Origin of the sequence: Verrucosispora sp. WMMD573 (genome assembly GCF_027497175.1) — a bacterium.
GTDB lineage: Bacteria > Actinomycetota > Actinomycetes > Mycobacteriales > Micromonosporaceae > Micromonospora.
This window is the reverse complement of sequence record NZ_CP114901.1, coordinates 5,037,258-5,052,727: the sequence shown is the minus strand read 5'-3', so window position 1 is coordinate 5,052,727 and position 15,470 is coordinate 5,037,258. Positions and strand designations below refer to the sequence as shown.

Annotated in this window: 7 protein-coding genes; all 7 read left to right on the top strand. The window is 71.1% G+C overall.

The window, feature by feature from the left end; translation table 11 throughout:
- Nucleotides 1–55: 55 nt before the first annotated feature.
- Nucleotides 56–1,681: an AMP-binding protein gene (locus O7601_RS23010; protein ID WP_281563163.1), complete on the top strand. Its 1,626-nt coding sequence runs from the start codon at nucleotides 56–58 to the stop codon at nucleotides 1,679–1,681.
- Between the two features lie 41 nt (nucleotides 1,682–1,722).
- Nucleotides 1,723–2,451 (top strand): tryptophan 2,3-dioxygenase family protein, encoded by a 729-nt coding sequence (locus O7601_RS23005; protein ID WP_281563162.1) that lies wholly within the window; start codon nucleotides 1,723–1,725, stop codon nucleotides 2,449–2,451.
- A 55-nt stretch (nucleotides 2,452–2,506) separates the two neighbouring features.
- Nucleotides 2,507–4,114: a tryptophan halogenase family protein gene (locus O7601_RS23000; protein ID WP_281563161.1), complete on the top strand. Its 1,608-nt coding sequence runs from the start codon at nucleotides 2,507–2,509 to the stop codon at nucleotides 4,112–4,114.
- A 106-nt stretch (nucleotides 4,115–4,220) separates the two neighbouring features.
- Nucleotides 4,221–5,084, top strand: a complete 864-nt coding sequence (locus tag O7601_RS22995; RefSeq protein ID WP_281563160.1) for an alpha/beta hydrolase — start codon at nucleotides 4,221–4,223, stop codon at nucleotides 5,082–5,084.
- Between the two features lie 220 nt (nucleotides 5,085–5,304).
- Nucleotides 5,305–9,861: a non-ribosomal peptide synthetase gene (locus tag O7601_RS22990; RefSeq protein ID WP_281563159.1), complete on the top strand. Its 4,557-nt coding sequence runs from the start codon at nucleotides 5,305–5,307 to the stop codon at nucleotides 9,859–9,861.
- Nucleotides 9,858–14,183: an amino acid adenylation domain-containing protein gene (locus O7601_RS22985; RefSeq protein WP_281563158.1), complete on the top strand. Its 4,326-nt coding sequence runs from the start codon at nucleotides 9,858–9,860 to the stop codon at nucleotides 14,181–14,183. The genes O7601_RS22990 and O7601_RS22985 overlap by 4 nt, the downstream gene beginning before the upstream one ends.
- The gene (locus tag O7601_RS22980; RefSeq protein ID WP_281563157.1) at nucleotides 14,180–15,307 is read left to right on the top strand and encodes a Gfo/Idh/MocA family oxidoreductase; all 1,128 of its coding nucleotides are present in this window, start codon (nucleotides 14,180–14,182) and stop codon (nucleotides 15,305–15,307) included. The genes O7601_RS22985 and O7601_RS22980 overlap by 4 nt, the downstream gene beginning before the upstream one ends.
- Nucleotides 15,308–15,470 lie beyond the last annotated feature (163 nt).

Below are 15,470 nucleotides of genomic sequence, written 5' to 3'. Positions count from 1 at the left end.
GGGCTCTGGGCTGCTACCGGAATCTGTTAGCGCCGCACCAAAGGAGGACAGACAGATGCTGGACGGGTTCGTGCCCTGGCCGCCTGACGTCGCCGAACGCTACCGACAGGCGGGGTACTGGCGGGGTTTCTCCCTTCGGCAGCTCTTCGACGACAGCGTCCGTCGCCATCCGGACAAGGTGGCCACGGTGGATTCCGCTCGTCGCGTCACCTACGCCGAACTGGCGGACGAGGCGGACCGGATCGCCGCGGGGCTGCTCGACCTCGGCATCGGCAGTCGCGACCGCCTGGTCCTGCACCTGCCCAACGTCAACGAGTTCCTGTCGGTCCTGCTGGCGGTGTTCAGCATCGGCGCGATACCGGTGCTGGCCCTGCCCGGCCATCGCCGCGACGAGATCACCCACCTGGCCCGTGCCGCGAACGCGGTGGCATACCTGGGCCCGGACAGGTTCCAGGGGTTCGACCACCGTGCGCTGGCCCGCGAGGTCCGCGCCGAGGTGCCGAGCCTGCGGCATGTCGTGATCGCCGGCGACAGCGCCGAGTTCACCCCGCTGGCCGAGCTGGCCAGGACCGAGCCGAGACGCCTGCCACCGGTCGACGCTGCCGAGGTCGCCCTGCTACTGCTCTCCGGCGGAACCACCGGCGTGCCGAAGCTGATCCCCCGTACCCATGACGACTACGCCTACAACATCTTCGCGTGCGCCGAGGTGACCGGCTTCGGGGCGGACAGCGTCTACCTGGCCGCCAACCCCGTACCGCACAACGCCGCGCTCGGCTGCCCCGGGGCGCTGGGCGCGTTACTCGTCGGCGGCAAGGCCGTCCTGGCTGCCAACCCCAGCCCGGACCATGTCTTTCCGTTGATCGCCCGGGAGGGCGTCACCCACACCGCGCTGGTACCCGCACTCGCCCTGCTGTGGACCGAGGCGGCGCAGACCACGCCGGTGGACATGAGTGGCATGACCCTCCAGGTGGGCAGTTCGAAGTTCAGCCCCGCAGCGGCCGAACGCGTCAGGTCGGGCCTGCGGTGCCGCATCATGAACGTCTACGGCATCGGCGAGGGCCTGATCACCCACACCCGCCTCGATGATCCGCTGGAGGTGGTGTACACCACCGAGGGCACGCCCATCTGCCCGGACGACGAGGTCAAGATCGTCGACCCCGAGGATCGCGAGCTTGCGGCCGGGATCACCGGCGAGTTGCTCACCCGGGGGCCGTACACGATCCGGGGCTACTTCGCCGCGCCGGAGCACAACCGCCGGGCGTTCACCCCCGACGGCTTCTACCGGACCGGTGACCTGGCCAAGCTCACCGAGGACGGGCGCATCGTCATCGAGGGCAGGCTCAAGGACATCATCCACCACGTTGGCGAGAAGGTCTCCGCCGAGGAGGTGGAGGGCCACGTGTTGACGTACCCGTCGGTGCGGGACGCGGCGGTCGTCGGCATCCCCGACGACGCCATCGATGAACGAATCTGCGTGTTCGTGGTGCTCACCGCCGAGGCGGAGGCGGCGGCGACGACGTTGTCGCTGCGCACGATCCGGGAGCACATCCGTGACCGCGGGTTGGCGCCGTACAAGCTGCCCGACGAACTGGTCGTGGTGCCGGAACTGCCTCGTACGCCCGTCGGCAAGATCGACAAGAGTGCCCTGCGCGCGGGGCGGCGGGAGCTTCAGCACCGCTGAACCACCACCCCGGCACCTTGCTGAGGAGGGCCTGCACACCGATGACCAATCCGACGGACACCCGCCGCGACCGCGCGTACGGGGAGATCCTCAGACTGGACGAGCTGCTCGACGTCGCCTGCGTACGCGACGAGCCGGACCGCACCCTCTTCTTCGCCGCCCACCAGGCATGCGAGTTGTGGTTCGCGGTCATCCTGCGACATGTCGAGTCCGCCCGGGACGCGCTGACCCGCGACCGGGCGGACGTCGCCGCCGAGCACATCGAACGACTGCCGGCGGCGATGCGGGTGCTCAGCGGACACTTCGACGTGCTCAGCACGTTGACACCCGAGTCGTTCGACGAGATCCGGGCGACCCTCGGCTCGTCGAGTGGCTTCCAGTCCGCACAGTATCGGGAGATCGAGTTCCTCTGCGGGGCCCGGGATCCGCGATTTCTCAACACACCCGGGTTCACCCCGGGGGAGCGGGCCCGGCTCGTCGCCCGATCCGACGAACAGTCCCTGTCGCGCGCCTTCGTCGAGTACCGCGACCGCGTCCGCACCGACGGTGGCCTGCGGGCGGCCGAGCGGGTCCGCGCGGCGCTGGCCGCCTTCGACGACGCGGTGCGGTCGTGGCGTGCGCGGCACGCCGAGCTGGCCGAGCAGTTTCTCGGCGCGGCCCGAGGCACTGCCGGATCAGCCGGCGCCGCCTACCTGTGGCGGTCGACCGAGCGGACGTTGTTCCCGGAGATCTTCACGCCGGGGCTCAACGGCGGAGTCGTGAAGAACTGAGCCGAAGCAGACACATTCGTCGAGTCCCGGTTATCGGGTACAAGGAGGAACCGCAATGACTGTCAGTGGTGCCGCCGCCAAGAGCACACGCGACCCCGGCAGGACACAGCGAGTCGTCATCGTCGGCGGCGGCACGGCCGGTTGGATGACGGCGTCGTACCTGGCAGCGGCCTTCGGTGACCGGATCGACGTGACGGTCGTCGAATCGGCCACCGTCGGCACGATCGGGGTCGGCGAGGCCACCTTCAGCGACATCCGGCACTTCTTCGAGTTCCTGAGGTTGGAGGAATCCGAGTGGATGCCCGCCTGTAACGCCACCTACAAGCTGGCCGTCCGGTTCGAGAACTGGCGCGAGCCGGGCCATCACTTCTACCACCCGTTCGAGCAGATGGCCTCGGTCGACGGGTTCCCCCTCAGCGACTGGTGGCTGCGCTACCCGACGACGTCGCGGTTCGACAAGGACTGCTTCGTCATGGCATCGCTGTGTGATGCCGAGCGCTCGCCCCGGTATCTCGACGGCAGCCTGGTCGACCAGGGCTTCGTCGAGCAGACCCCCGACGAGACCTCGGCCCGCTCGACGATCGCGGAGTACCAGGGTGCGCAGATCCCCTACGCGTACCACTTCGAGGCGCACCTGCTGGCCAAGTTCCTGACCGGCTACTCCACCCAGCGGGGTGTCAAGCACGTCGTCGACAACGTGGTCGACGTGGCGCTCGACGACCAGGGGTTCATCTCGCACGTGCGTACCGCCGAGCACGGGGAGGTCGCCGGTGACCTGTTCGTCGACTGCACCGGCTTCCGGGCGTTGCTGCTGAACAAGGCCCTCGGCGAACCGTTCGTGTCCTACCAGGACACCCTGCCCAACGACAGCGCGGTCGCCCTCCAGGTGCCGCTGGACATGGAGAGCAAGCCGCTGCGGCCGTGCACCACCGCGACCGCGCAGGACGCCGGATGGATCTGGACGATCCCGCTGATCAGTCGGATCGGCACCGGCTACGTCTACGCCAGCGACTACGCGACCCCGGAGGAGGCCGAGCGGGTACTGCGCGAGTTCGTCGGCCCCGAGGCGGCCGACGTGCCCGCGAACCACATCCGGATGCGTATCGGCCGCAGCCAGCGGTCGTGGGTGAAGAACTGCGTCGCGGTCGGCCTGTCCAGCGGTTTCGTCGAGCCGCTGGAGTCGACAGGCATCTTCTTCATCCACCACGCCATCGAACAGATGGTCAAGTACTTCCCGTCCGGGCACGGCGACGACCTGCTGCGTGAGCAGTACAACCGCTCCATCACCCACGTCATGGACGGCGTACGCGAGTTCCTGTGCCTGCACTACCGGGGTGCGAAGCGGGTGGACAACCAGTACTGGAAGGACACCAAGACCCGGGTGATTCCCGACGCGCTCGCGGAGCGGATCGAGATCTGGCAGCACAAGGTGCCGGACGCGGAGTCGATCTATCCGTACTACCACGGTCTGCCGCCCTACTCGTACAACTGCATCCTGCTGGGCACGGGTGGAATCGACGTTCGGCACTCTCCGGCCGTCGAGCTGGCCGACGAGCGGGCGGCCCTGGCGGAGTTCGAGCGCATCCGGGTGAAGGCCGAGAAACTGGTCCAGGAGCTGCCCACCCAGAACGAGTACTTCGCCGCCATGCGCGCCAACCAGTGAACCTTCCGACCGCGTCGTACGCACGCCTTCCCCTGCGGTCGACCAACCGCAGGGGAAGGCGGTGAAGGTTCCGCAGCGACCGTTTCGGCCGGGAAGCGAAAATGACGTGTATCTGACCTACGACCAACGGGCACTGGATATTCAGTACTCGCCGAGTTCCTGCGTCGCGGACATCAATGTCTTCCTGCGCGAGTACGCCGAACGCAGCGCGTTGGCCCGGGACCGACTCGAGGTACGTACCAGTGTGCGTTACGGGTCGCGACCAGAGCAATTGCTCGACTATTTCCCGGCGTCCGGGACGGGCGGTCCGCTGCTGGTGTTCATCCACGGCGGGTACTGGCAGGAGTTGAGCCGGCTCGAATCGGCATTCATGGCGCTGGACCTGGTGCCGCGAGGAGTCTCCGTCGCGGCGCTGGGCTACGGCCTGGCGCCCGCGTACCGGCTGCCGGAGATCGTCGACATGGTCGCCGAGGGAGTCCGCTGGATCTGCCGAAACGCCTACCAGTTGCCGTCGAGCCCTGGGTCGGTCTACCTGAGCGGGTGCTCCGCGGGGGCGCACCTGGCCGTCATGGCGTTGCTCGACGAGCCCGGCTGGCGGCGGCACGGCGACCGTCCCGATCGGGCGGTAGCCGGCGCGGTCCTGCTCAGCGGCGTCTACGACCTGGAGCCGGTCCGCCGGACCTACGTGAACGAGGCGTTGGGGCTGGACCCGGAGACGGCTCACGCCCACAGCCCGATCCACCGGCTGCCGGCGCCGCTGCCGCCGCTGGTCGTCGCACGGGGGGAGAACGAGACCGACGAGTTCGGCCGGCAGCAGGCGGAGTTCGTCGACGCCGTCCGGGCTGGCGGCGCTCGGGTCGTCGACCTCGTCGTGCCGTCACGGAACCACTTCGATCTGGCCTTCGATCTCGGTCTTCGCGGCACAATGCTTGGCGATTCGCTGACCGAGATGATCGGCGCGGACCGGTAGTCGAGCCGGTGTGCATTTCTCATGACGGAGACCACGATATTCACGGCCACCCGCCGGGTGGCGACAGATTGCTCGGTGCTGCGGGCTGCTGTTAGGGTCGGGGCCAGGTGTCGGCGCTGATGTCGCCGGTTCGCCTGACATCAATCTCACGTCCCGCCCGTCGACATATTCGAACCGAACGTTCCGCAGCGGAGTCGATAGCGCGCAAGGGAGCTTGAGAATGTTGGCGGAAAACACCGACTGCGGCACCGGGACGGATCGGGACGCCCTGCGCGCTGCGGTGTCCGAACTGCTCGGCATGGAACTGACCACGGCCGACGATGACAGCAACCTGTTCGAACTGGGCCTGCAGTCGCTGCACCTGATGCGACTGGCCAGCCGGCTCAACGGTGCCGGTGCCGGGGTCACGTTCACCGAACTGGCCACGGACCCGCGGCTGTCGGTCTGGGCCGGCCTGGTCGGTGCCACCGTGACCGCGACCGAGTCGGCGGCACCCCCGCGACCGGCCGCAGACAACGCCCGCCACGACCCGGATCGAGCCTTCCCGCTGACCCCGGTGCAGCAGGCGTATCTGTTCGGCCGCTCGGGTGACCACGCGCTCGGCGGCGTCGGCTGCCACAACTACCTCGAGTTCGAGTCGACCGGAGTGGACGCGCAGCGCCTGGAACGGGCGATCCGGGCGTTGCTGGCCCGCCACCCGATGCTGCGGGCACGATTCGCCGACGACGCGACCCAGCAGATCCTGCCGGAGTCCGTGTGGCCCGGTCTGACCGTGCACGACTTTCGTGACCGCTCCACCGGTGCTGCGGCGGCTGCGGCGTTGGAGCTGCGCGACCGGCTGTCGCACCGCATCCTGGAGGTCGGCCGGGGCGAGGTGGTCGATGTGCAGCTCACCCGGCTACCCGACGGGGTGGACCGGCTGCACTTCAACATCGACCTGCTGGCCGTGGACCTGGCCAGTTTCCGGGTGATGCTGTCGGACCTGGTGGTCCTCTACGACGACCCGGAGGCTCTGGGCGAGGTCGGTTACACCTTCGGCCGGTACCTCGCCGAGCAGGCCGGCACCCGGGCCGCCGAGCGGGACCGGGCCCGCCCGTACTGGCAGCGGCGGCTGCCGGCGCTGCCCGGCGGCCCGAAGCTGCCCCTCGCGGTCGATCCGGACGCGGTCACCGTGCAGCGCTTCGCCCGCCGGTTCTTCGATCTCACCGTGGATCAGTGGCAGGAGCTGGAGCGTCGGGCCGGCGAGGCGGGACTGACCCCCGCGGCGGTGCTGGCCACCGCGTACGCCACGGTGCTGAGTCGCTGGAGCGGCGACGAGCACTTCCTGCTCAGTCTCCCGCTTTTCGACCGTGACCTCGACGTGCATCCCGAGATGCCCCGGCTGGTGGGCGACTTCTCCGGCCTGGTGCTGCTGGAGGTGGACCTCTCCGGCGACAGCTTCGCCGACCGCGCGCGGACCCTGCAGAAGCAGATGCACGAGGACATCGGGCACGCCGCCTACACCGGCGTCGACGTGCTGCGCGAGTTCACCCGCGCTGATCCGGAATCGCCCCGCACGGCACCCGTGGTGTTCTCCGTGGACCTGTCCGCGCCGTTGATCCCCGAGGAGTTCGCCGACCGTTTCGGCGAGCCGACGTGGATGATCTCCCAGACTCCGCAGATCTGGCTCGACCACCAGATCTACCGCACCAGCGACGGCACCGTACGCCTGGTCTGGGACGCCGTCGAGGCGCTCTTTCCCGACGGCATGCTGGACGCGATGCTGTCCGCGTACGAGACGCTGGTCCGTGCGCTGGCCGCCGGTGCCTGGACGGGCGCGCTGCCGGAGATCGCCCTGCCGGCGGCGACGCGACGCACGCGCGCGGCGGTCAACTCGTCGACCCGGGCGATGACCGACAACCTCCTGCACACGCGGTTCTTCGCCGAGTCGGGTGAGCGGGCCGGGCAGCCCGCGCTGCTGTGGGAGGAGCAGGGGGCGCTGGCGCACGACGAACTCGCCGCGCGGGCTCTGCGCGTCGCCGGGGCCCTGGCCGGGCGCGGGGTGGGTCGCGGCTCGTACGTGGCCGTGCTGGCACCCAAGGGCGTACCGCAGATCGTGGCGGTGCTCGGTGTGCTCGCCGCCGGCGCGGCGTATGTGCCGATCGGCGTGGACCAGCCCGCCGAGCGACGCGCCCGTATCCTCGAACTCAGCGGCGCCCGGATCGTCCTCGACGGCAGCGGGCTGCTGGATCCGACCGACGTGGCTGCCGAGATCCTCACCATCGACGCCGCCGAGCAGGCCGACCCGCTGGACGCTCCGGTCCCCGCCGACGCCGACGACCCCGCGTACGTGATCTTCACGTCGGGCTCGACCGGCCTACCCAAGGGCGTCGAGCTCACCCACCGCGCGGCCGTCAACACCGTCGAGGACATCAACGAACGGTTCGACCTCGGTCCGGCGGACCGGGTCCTGGCGGTGTCCGCGCTGGACTTCGACCTCTCGGTGTGGGACATCTTCGGGCTGCTCGCGGTGGGCGGCGCGGCGGTGCTGGTACCCGAGTCGGGCCGGCGCGACGCCACCGAGTGGCTGGGGCTGTGCCGCCGGCACGGCGTGACCGTCTGGAACACCGTCCCCGCCCTGTTGGACATGCTGCTCACCGCCGCAGACGACGCCCACCTGCCCGCCACGCTGCGCCTCGCCCTGCTCTCCGGTGACTGGATCGGCCTTGACCTGCCCGGCCGACTGGCCGGCGCGACCGACGGACGGTGCCGCTTCATCTCGCTCGGCGGCGCCACCGAGGCGGCGATCTGGTCGAACTCCTTCGAGGTCGTCGAGTTGCCCGCCGGCTGGCGGTCGATCCCGTACGGCACGCCGCTGCGGAACCAGAAGTTCCGGGTGGTGGACAGCCGTGGACGTGACTGCCCCGACTGGGTGCCCGGCGAGTTGTGGATCGGCGGTGCCGGGGTGGCGCTGGGCTACCGGGGCGACACCGAGTTGAGCGCGGCCCGCTTCCCGGTGGTGGATGACCAGCGCTGGTACCGCACCGGCGACCTGGGCCGCTACTGGCCCGACGGCAACCTGGAGTTCCTGGGTCGCCTCGACCAGCAGGTGAAGATCAACGGTTTCCGGGTCGAGTTGGGCGAGATCGAGTCCTGCCTCCAGGCACACCCCCAGGTCGCTCAGGCCGTCGCCGTCGTAGTCACCGAAGGCCGACGCGAGGTGGTCGCAGCCGTGGTCGAGCGCGGGATCACGCAGGATCCCGATCTCCCGGTCGCCGGGCTCGACGGCGGGCGACCGGGCGACGAGTTCCTGCCACCGGTCATCGGCGCGACCACCGAGGACGACCCGCTGCTGCTCGAACATCAGCTGGTGGAGGTTCTGCTGGCCGAGGTCGTCGCGCCGCTGATCGAGCCGGCGGACACACCGTCCACGGTCTGCGCCGTGCAACGGCCGGTGGTCGACGTCTGGCTGGCCTACCTGGCGCGCCGTGACGTCCTGTCCGGCACGCCCGAGGGGTACGCGCCCGGGCCGAGGTGGGCCGAGGTCACGGACGCGCGGTGGGTCAAGCGGATCCGGGACAACACGATCGGCACCCGCCTCGCGCCGGTCACCACCGCCCTGGAGTGGGCCGCGCCGCTCTACTCGGCCATCCTGTCCGGTGCCGCCGACGCCACCGCGCTGCTGGACGACCCGGTACTGGCCCCGGAGGCGCTCAACGACCTGATGCCCGCCACGGCCGAGTGTCTCGCCGCCATCGCGCAGGACCTGGCGGAACGCGGCGGCACGGCACCGCGCACGGTGGCCGAATGGCAGCCCGACAGCGGTCGTGGCACGGGTCGACTGCTGGCGGCGCTTGCCGGGAACGCAGCCGAGTACACGCTGCTCGGAGCCGCCCGGCCGACCCTGGCCAAGGCGGAGGCGTCGCTGCGTGAGCACGGGCACCGAGTCCGGGTGGCGGTGCAGGGTACGGACGCCGTGGCCGCACCGCACGTACACGCCTTCGACGCCGTCGTGGCGAACAACGTGCTGCACCGGATGACCGACCCGGAGACGGCGGCGGCGACCATGGGTCTCCTGCTCGCCGCCGGCGGCCGGCTGTACCTGCTCGAACGCGCCCATCCGACGCCGCTGGCCCTGGTGACCGCGCTGCCGCTCGAGGCGCGTGCCGGCCGGCTCGACGGTGACCGGCCGACCGGCTGGCTCCACGACGCCGATCGTTGGACCCGGGCGTTGCGCGCGGCCGGGCTGGGTGACGTGCGGGTACTGCGCACCGAGGCCACCGGCGAGATGTTGCTGACCGCGGAGCGACCCGTCACCGCCGCTGGTGTGGACCCGGACCGGCTGCGGCGGTGGGCCGAGGACCGGCTGCCCGAGCACATGGTGCCGGCCCACGTCGCCGTGCTGCCCGCGCTGCCGCTGAGCGGCAACGGCAAGGTCGACCGACGACGGATCCACACGGTCCTCGAACAGGCGGTCGACCGTCCACGCGACGTCGGCACCCCGCCGAGAGGCGGCACCGAGGCGTTCGTCGCCGAGCGTTGGGCCGCACTGCTCGGCCTGGACGCCGTGGGTCGCGACGAGAACTTCTTCCGGCTCGGCGGCGACAGCCTGCTCGCCACCCGCTTCGTCGCCGAGGTGCGGGGGGCGTGGGGCGTCGAGCTGCCCATGCGCGACGTCATGCGTGCCGCGACGGTCGCCGGGCTGAGCGCGCTCATCGACGAACTGCGCGAGGCGACGGGTGGCCCGAGCCCCGCGGGTTGGGACACCACCGAGGACTTCGAAGAGGGTGCGGTGTGAACGCCAGCGATCTGCTCGACGAGTTCGCCAGCGCCGGTATCCGGGTCTGGCGGGAGGGCCAGCAGCTGCGGTTCCGTGCTCCCCGCGGCAGCATGACCGACGAACTCCTCACCCGGCTGCGGCAGCGCAAGGCCGAGCTGCTGGCCAGCATGTCCGACACCACCGGCAACGCCGCCCAGCAGCTCGACCCGGTGTGGCGGGACCAACCGGAGGCGCGGGACGAGCCCTTCCCGCTGACCGACATCCAGTCGGCCTATCTCTTCGGACGCAATCCGGCTTTCGCATACGGCGGCGTCTCCTGCCATCTCTACCAGGAGTTCGAGTACCCGGCGGACATCGACCCGGAGCGGATGCGGCAGGCGTGGGACGGCCTGGTACGCCGCCACGACGCCCTGCGCACGGTCATCCAGGAGGACGGCTCCCAGCGGGTGCTGCCCGCGCCACCGCGCACCGGCCTCACGGTGACCGACCTGCGCGGGGCGCCCGCCGACGCCGTACCCCAGGCGATCGCCGGGGTGCGCGACGAGCTGTCCCACCGGGTGCACCCCACCGGCGAGCGGCCGATGTACGAGCTGCGCCTCACCCTGGCCGCCGACCGTAGCGTGCTGCACGTCTCCGTGGACTTCATGGCGTTGGACTGGCTCAGCCTGCAACGTGTGCTGGCCGAACTCGACCGCCGGTACCGGCAGCCGGACTGCGTCCTGCCCCCGCTGGAGGCCACCTTCCGGGACTACGTCCTCGCCGAGCGTCGGCTGCGGGACACCGACAGGTACAGCCGGGACCGTGCGTACTGGCTGGCGCGCGTCGACGACCTGCCCGGTGCCCCGGCGCTCCCGCTGCGCGACGACCATGACCCGGTCACCGCGCCGGCGCGGTTCCGTCGCCTGACGGGCACCGTCGACGACCGGGTGTGGCGGTCCCTGAAGGCGCGCGCCGCCGCGCACGGCATCACCCCCGCCAACGCCGTGCTGGCCGCCTACACGGAGACGATCGGTCGCTGGAGCGGCAACGACCGGTTCTGCGTCGGGCTGCCGGTACTCAACCGGATGCCGCTGCATCCGCACGTCGAGCACCTGCTCGGCGACTTCACCTCGCTGAGCGTGCTCGCCGTGGACCGTCCGGGGCGCACGAGCTTCGCCGACCGGGCGCGTGCCCTCGGCGAGCGGGTCTTCGACGACCTCGACCACCGGCTGTTCAGCGGCGTGGAGGTGCTGCGTGAGCTCGCCCGGCGGCGCGGCCGGGATGCCGCGGCGGTCCTGCCGGTGGTGTTCACCGGCGCGATCGGGGTCGGTGGCGGCGAGCCGTCGGTGGCCGGCCGTAAACCAAGGCCGGTGTACGGGGTCAGCCAGACCCCGCAGGTGTGGATCGACTGCCAGGTGGGCGACCAGTTCGGTGGTCTGGACATGAACTGGGACGTCCGGGAGGGAGTCTTCCCCGACCATCTGGTGGACGAGATGTTCGCCGCGTTCGTGCGCCTGCTGCACCAGCTGGCCACCGACGACACCACGTGGGCGGCGGTCGATCCGCAGCCGTTGCCGAGCGCGCAACGAGCCCGCCGGAGCGCCGCGAACGCGACCGACGTGCCCGTGCCGGCTGGCCTGCTGCACGAGCCGCTGGTCGGCTACGCCCGCGAGCATCCGGACCAGGTGGCGGTCATCGATGCCGCCGGGTCGATGACGTACGGGGACTGGCTGGCCCGCGCGGCCGGGGTCGCCGAACGCCTGCGCATAGCGGGATGCCGGCCCGGCGACCTCGTCGGCGTCCTGATCGACAAGTCGTGCGAGCAGGTGGTCGGCGTGCTCGGTGTGCTCCTCGCCGGCGGCGTGTACGTACCCGTGGACATCGGTCAGCCCGCCGTGCGCCGGGACCGGATCCTCGTCGACAGCGGCGCCCGGTTCGCGGTGGTCGCGGGCACGGCGGTCGGTACGCTGCCCGCCGAGGTCGCCGGCGTCGACGTGACCGACGCGCCGCCGGTGCCGCTGCCGGAGATCCCGGCCGGCCTCGGGCCGGAGCCGACCGGACTGGCGTACGTCATGCACACCTCGGGTTCGACCGGGACGCCCAAGGGCGTGATGATCAGCCACCGGGCCGCCACCAACACGGTGCACGACATCAACGAGCGCTTCGACATCACCGGTGCCGACCGAATCCTCGGGCTCGCCGCGCTGAGTTTCGATCTCTCCGTTTACGACCTGTTCGGCCCGCCCGCCCGTGGTGCCACGCTGGTGCTGCCCGATCCGGCGCGCCGCGGCGACCCGTCACACTGGGCGGCGATGGTCGCCGCGCACGGTGTCACGCTGTGGAACTCGGTTCCCGCGCAGTTGCAGATGCTGATGCACTACCTGGACGTGGAACCCACCGTGCTGCCCAGCCTGCGCCTGGCGCTGTTGTCCGGAGACTGGATCCCGCTGTCGCTGCCCGGCCACGCCGCACGGCATGTGCCGGACGCCGAACTGGTCAGCCTCGGCGGGGCCACGGAGGCGGCGATCTGGTCGAACTACCACCGCATCCGGACGGTCGAACCACACTGGCGCAGCATCCCGTACGGGCTGCCGTTGGCGAACCAACGCTTCCACGTGCTCGACGCCGCGCTGCGCGACCGGCCCGATCTGGTCGCCGGTGAACTGTTCATCGCGGGTGTCGGGCTGGCCGAGGGTTACCTCAACGACCCGGTGCGCACCGCCGAGCGCTTCGTCCTGCACCCGGAGACGGGGGAGCGGCTGTACCGCACCGGCGACCTGGGCCGGTACCTCTCCCACGGGGAAATCGAGTTCCTCGGCCGGGCCGACCAGCAGGTCAAGATCCGTGGCCACCGGATAGAGCTGGGCGAGATCGAGGCGGTGCTTGGCGAGTACCCGTCGGTAAGCACCTGCGTGGTCCTGGCGTCCGGCGACGACACGCTCGAACGCGCGCTCGTCGCGTTCGTGGTGCCGCAGCGGCCGCCCGGCACGGTCGACCCCGCCGAGGTCGTCGCGTGGGTGGCCGACCGGCTGCCCGCCTACATGGTTCCCGCGCGGGTACGTGTCGTCGAGGCGCTGCCGCTGACCGCGAACGGGAAGGTCGACCGTAAGCGGCTGCTGGAGTCGACGCCCACGCCGACCGTCGCGCCCGACGGGCGGACCGAACCGCCACGGCCGGGCGTCGAGCAGCACCTCGCCCAGCTGTGGGGTGAGGTGCTCGACGGTCCGCCGTCGAGCCGGGACCTGGGGTTCTTCGACGCGGGCGGCAACTCACTGCTGGCCGCTCGGTTCGTCGGACAACTGCGTGAACAGCTGCCCGAGGCCGGCCGGTTCCCGTTCGACGTGCTGCTGCGTGCCCTGCTCGACGAGCCGACGGTCGCGGGCCTGGCGGCGCGGTTGGGGTCGGAGACGGCACCGGAGCCGGTGGCGGCCGAGCCTGCCCGGCGTTCGTCGCTGGTGCCGCTCGGCGGCGTGGCCCAGGGGCCGGTGCGGCTGCTCGTACACGACGGCACAGGCACCCTCACGGCGCTGCGGGCGCTCGCCGAAGGGCTCGGCGCGGCCGGGCCGGTGTTCGGGCTCGCCGCGCCGGACGGCGGCGCGTCCGGCGAGATCGACGACGGCACCCTGGTCGAGGACCTGGCGGTACGCTACGCGGGTGAGATCCGGGCCGCCGGGTTCGACGACGTCGAGCTGATCGGCTACTGCCTCGGTGCCTCGATCGCCCTGGAAGTGGCCAGGGCGCTGAGCGAGGCCGGGACGACGGTGCGCTTGACGATCCTGTCCGGACATCGCGTTCCCTACCGGGTGGACGACGAACTGGTGCGGGACTACACCTTCGCGCGGGCCGCCGGCATCGACCCGGCGGGCCTCGGCTGGCCCGCCGACGAGGCAGTCGTCGACCGGGCGATCACGACCGTACTGACCGATTCGCCGGGAGCCGTGCCGGCGGGTGCGCTCGGGCGACTGACCGGCGACGAGCACCTGGCCGCAGCCGCCGAGCGGTTCCGTGCCCTCGGGCAGCGCACCACCGCCGCCCGGCACGCGCAACTGCATCAGGCCGTCGCCGACCGGGACCCGGCGTGGGGCGGAGCGGCGCGGGTGGCGGCGGCCCACAACCGTTTCGTGCGAACTCTCCAGGCGGTGGCGCGGCACGAGCCCGAGCCCTACGCCGGAGACATCACCCTCCTGCGTCCCACGGTCGCGAGGGACCTGCTGCCGGGTGCCAGCGTCGAGGCGACCCGTTTCTGGCCGGAGGTCTGTCTCGGCGAGCTGACGATCGTCGACGTCCCCGGCGACCATTTCAGTTGTCTCCAACCGCCGAACGTGGCGGCGGTGCTGGCGGCGACGGCGGCTGACCGGTGAGCGGCCCCCCGGCCGGCCCGATGCGGGTCGTCGTGTGCGGTACGCGGTTCGGCCAGGTCTACCTGTCGGCGATCGCGCGCGCCCCGGAGCGGTTCGAACTCGCCGGCATCCTGGCCCGGGGCAGTGCCCGGTCGGTGGCGCTGGCGAAGGAGTACGGCGTCCCGCTGTACGCCTCGGTCGCCCAACTGCCCGACGACATCGACGTCGCTTGCGTGGTGGTGTCGACCGCGGTCGGCGGTGGACCGGGTGTCGAGCTGGCGAAGGCACTGCTCGACCGTGGCATCCACGTTCTCCAGGAACACCCGGTGCACCCGGCGGAGCTGGCGGACTGCCTGCGGGCGGCGCGCCGCGCCGGCGCCCAGTACGTGGTCAACACCTTCTACCCGCACGTGGAGCCCGTGCGGCGGTTCATCTCCGCCGCCCGCGCGCTGGTCCGGCTGCGCAAGCCGGTCTTCATCGACGCGGTGTGTGCGGTGCAGGTCTGCTTCGACCTGCTGGACATCCTTGCCGAGGTCTTCGACGGGCTGCGGCCGTGGTCGTTGGCGGCCGTCGGCAACCGGACCGGCCGGCCACTGACCAGCGTGGACGGGCAGATCGCCGGGGTGCCGCTGACGCTGCGGGTGGAGAACCGGATGCAGGCGGGCGACGACAGCACGAGTCTGCTGTTGCACCGGATCACCGTCGGCACCGACGCCGGCAACCTGATGCTGGCCAACACCCACGGTCCGGTGCTGTGGAATCCGGTGCTGCGTAGCCCGGCGGACCCGGCGGGCGTCTTCCTCACGGGCGTGGCGGACGCCGACACCCGGTGGTCGGACGTGCTCGGACCCACCGCGGACCACGTGGGCCCCGCGCAGACACCCACCTGGTCGGGAGTGGTACGCGAGCTGTGGGGGGACGGGGTGTTGACCGCCCTCGACGACGTGCGCGCACGGGTCGACGCGGGCGTGGACCCGCTGCGGGGCGGCCAGCGTCACCTGGCCGTCGCCACCGCGTGGAAGGAGCTGACCGAGACCCTCGGCTACCCCGAGGTGGCCACGCCGGAGCCGGGTGACCCGCTGGTGGTCAGCGATCTCCGCGCCGAGCCACATCCTGTTCATGCGCGGCTTGCCGGGTCACGGTAGCTCGGTGATTGAGTTCGGGGTAGAGTAATTCTCGAACACGTTTGAAAATAGGGACGGGAGAGCGATGAGTGCGACCCACTCCGTTGAGGCAGGAGAGCAGTCCACGCCGTCATCGGGAGGCACTCCCACGGCACGGCATCCGGTGAACGCGGGGCCGTTGCTG

Coding starts and splice junctions, on each gene's coding strand:
- O7601_RS23010 (WP_281563163.1), top strand. CDS start 56: ATGCTGGACGGGTTCGTGCCCTGGCCGCCTGACGTCGCCGAACGCTAC.
- O7601_RS23005 (WP_281563162.1), top strand. CDS start 1,723: ATGACCAATCCGACGGACACCCGCCGCGACCGCGCGTACGGGGAGATC.
- O7601_RS23000 (WP_281563161.1), top strand. CDS start 2,507: ATGACTGTCAGTGGTGCCGCCGCCAAGAGCACACGCGACCCCGGCAGG.
- O7601_RS22990 (WP_281563159.1), top strand. CDS start 5,305: ATGTTGGCGGAAAACACCGACTGCGGCACCGGGACGGATCGGGACGCC.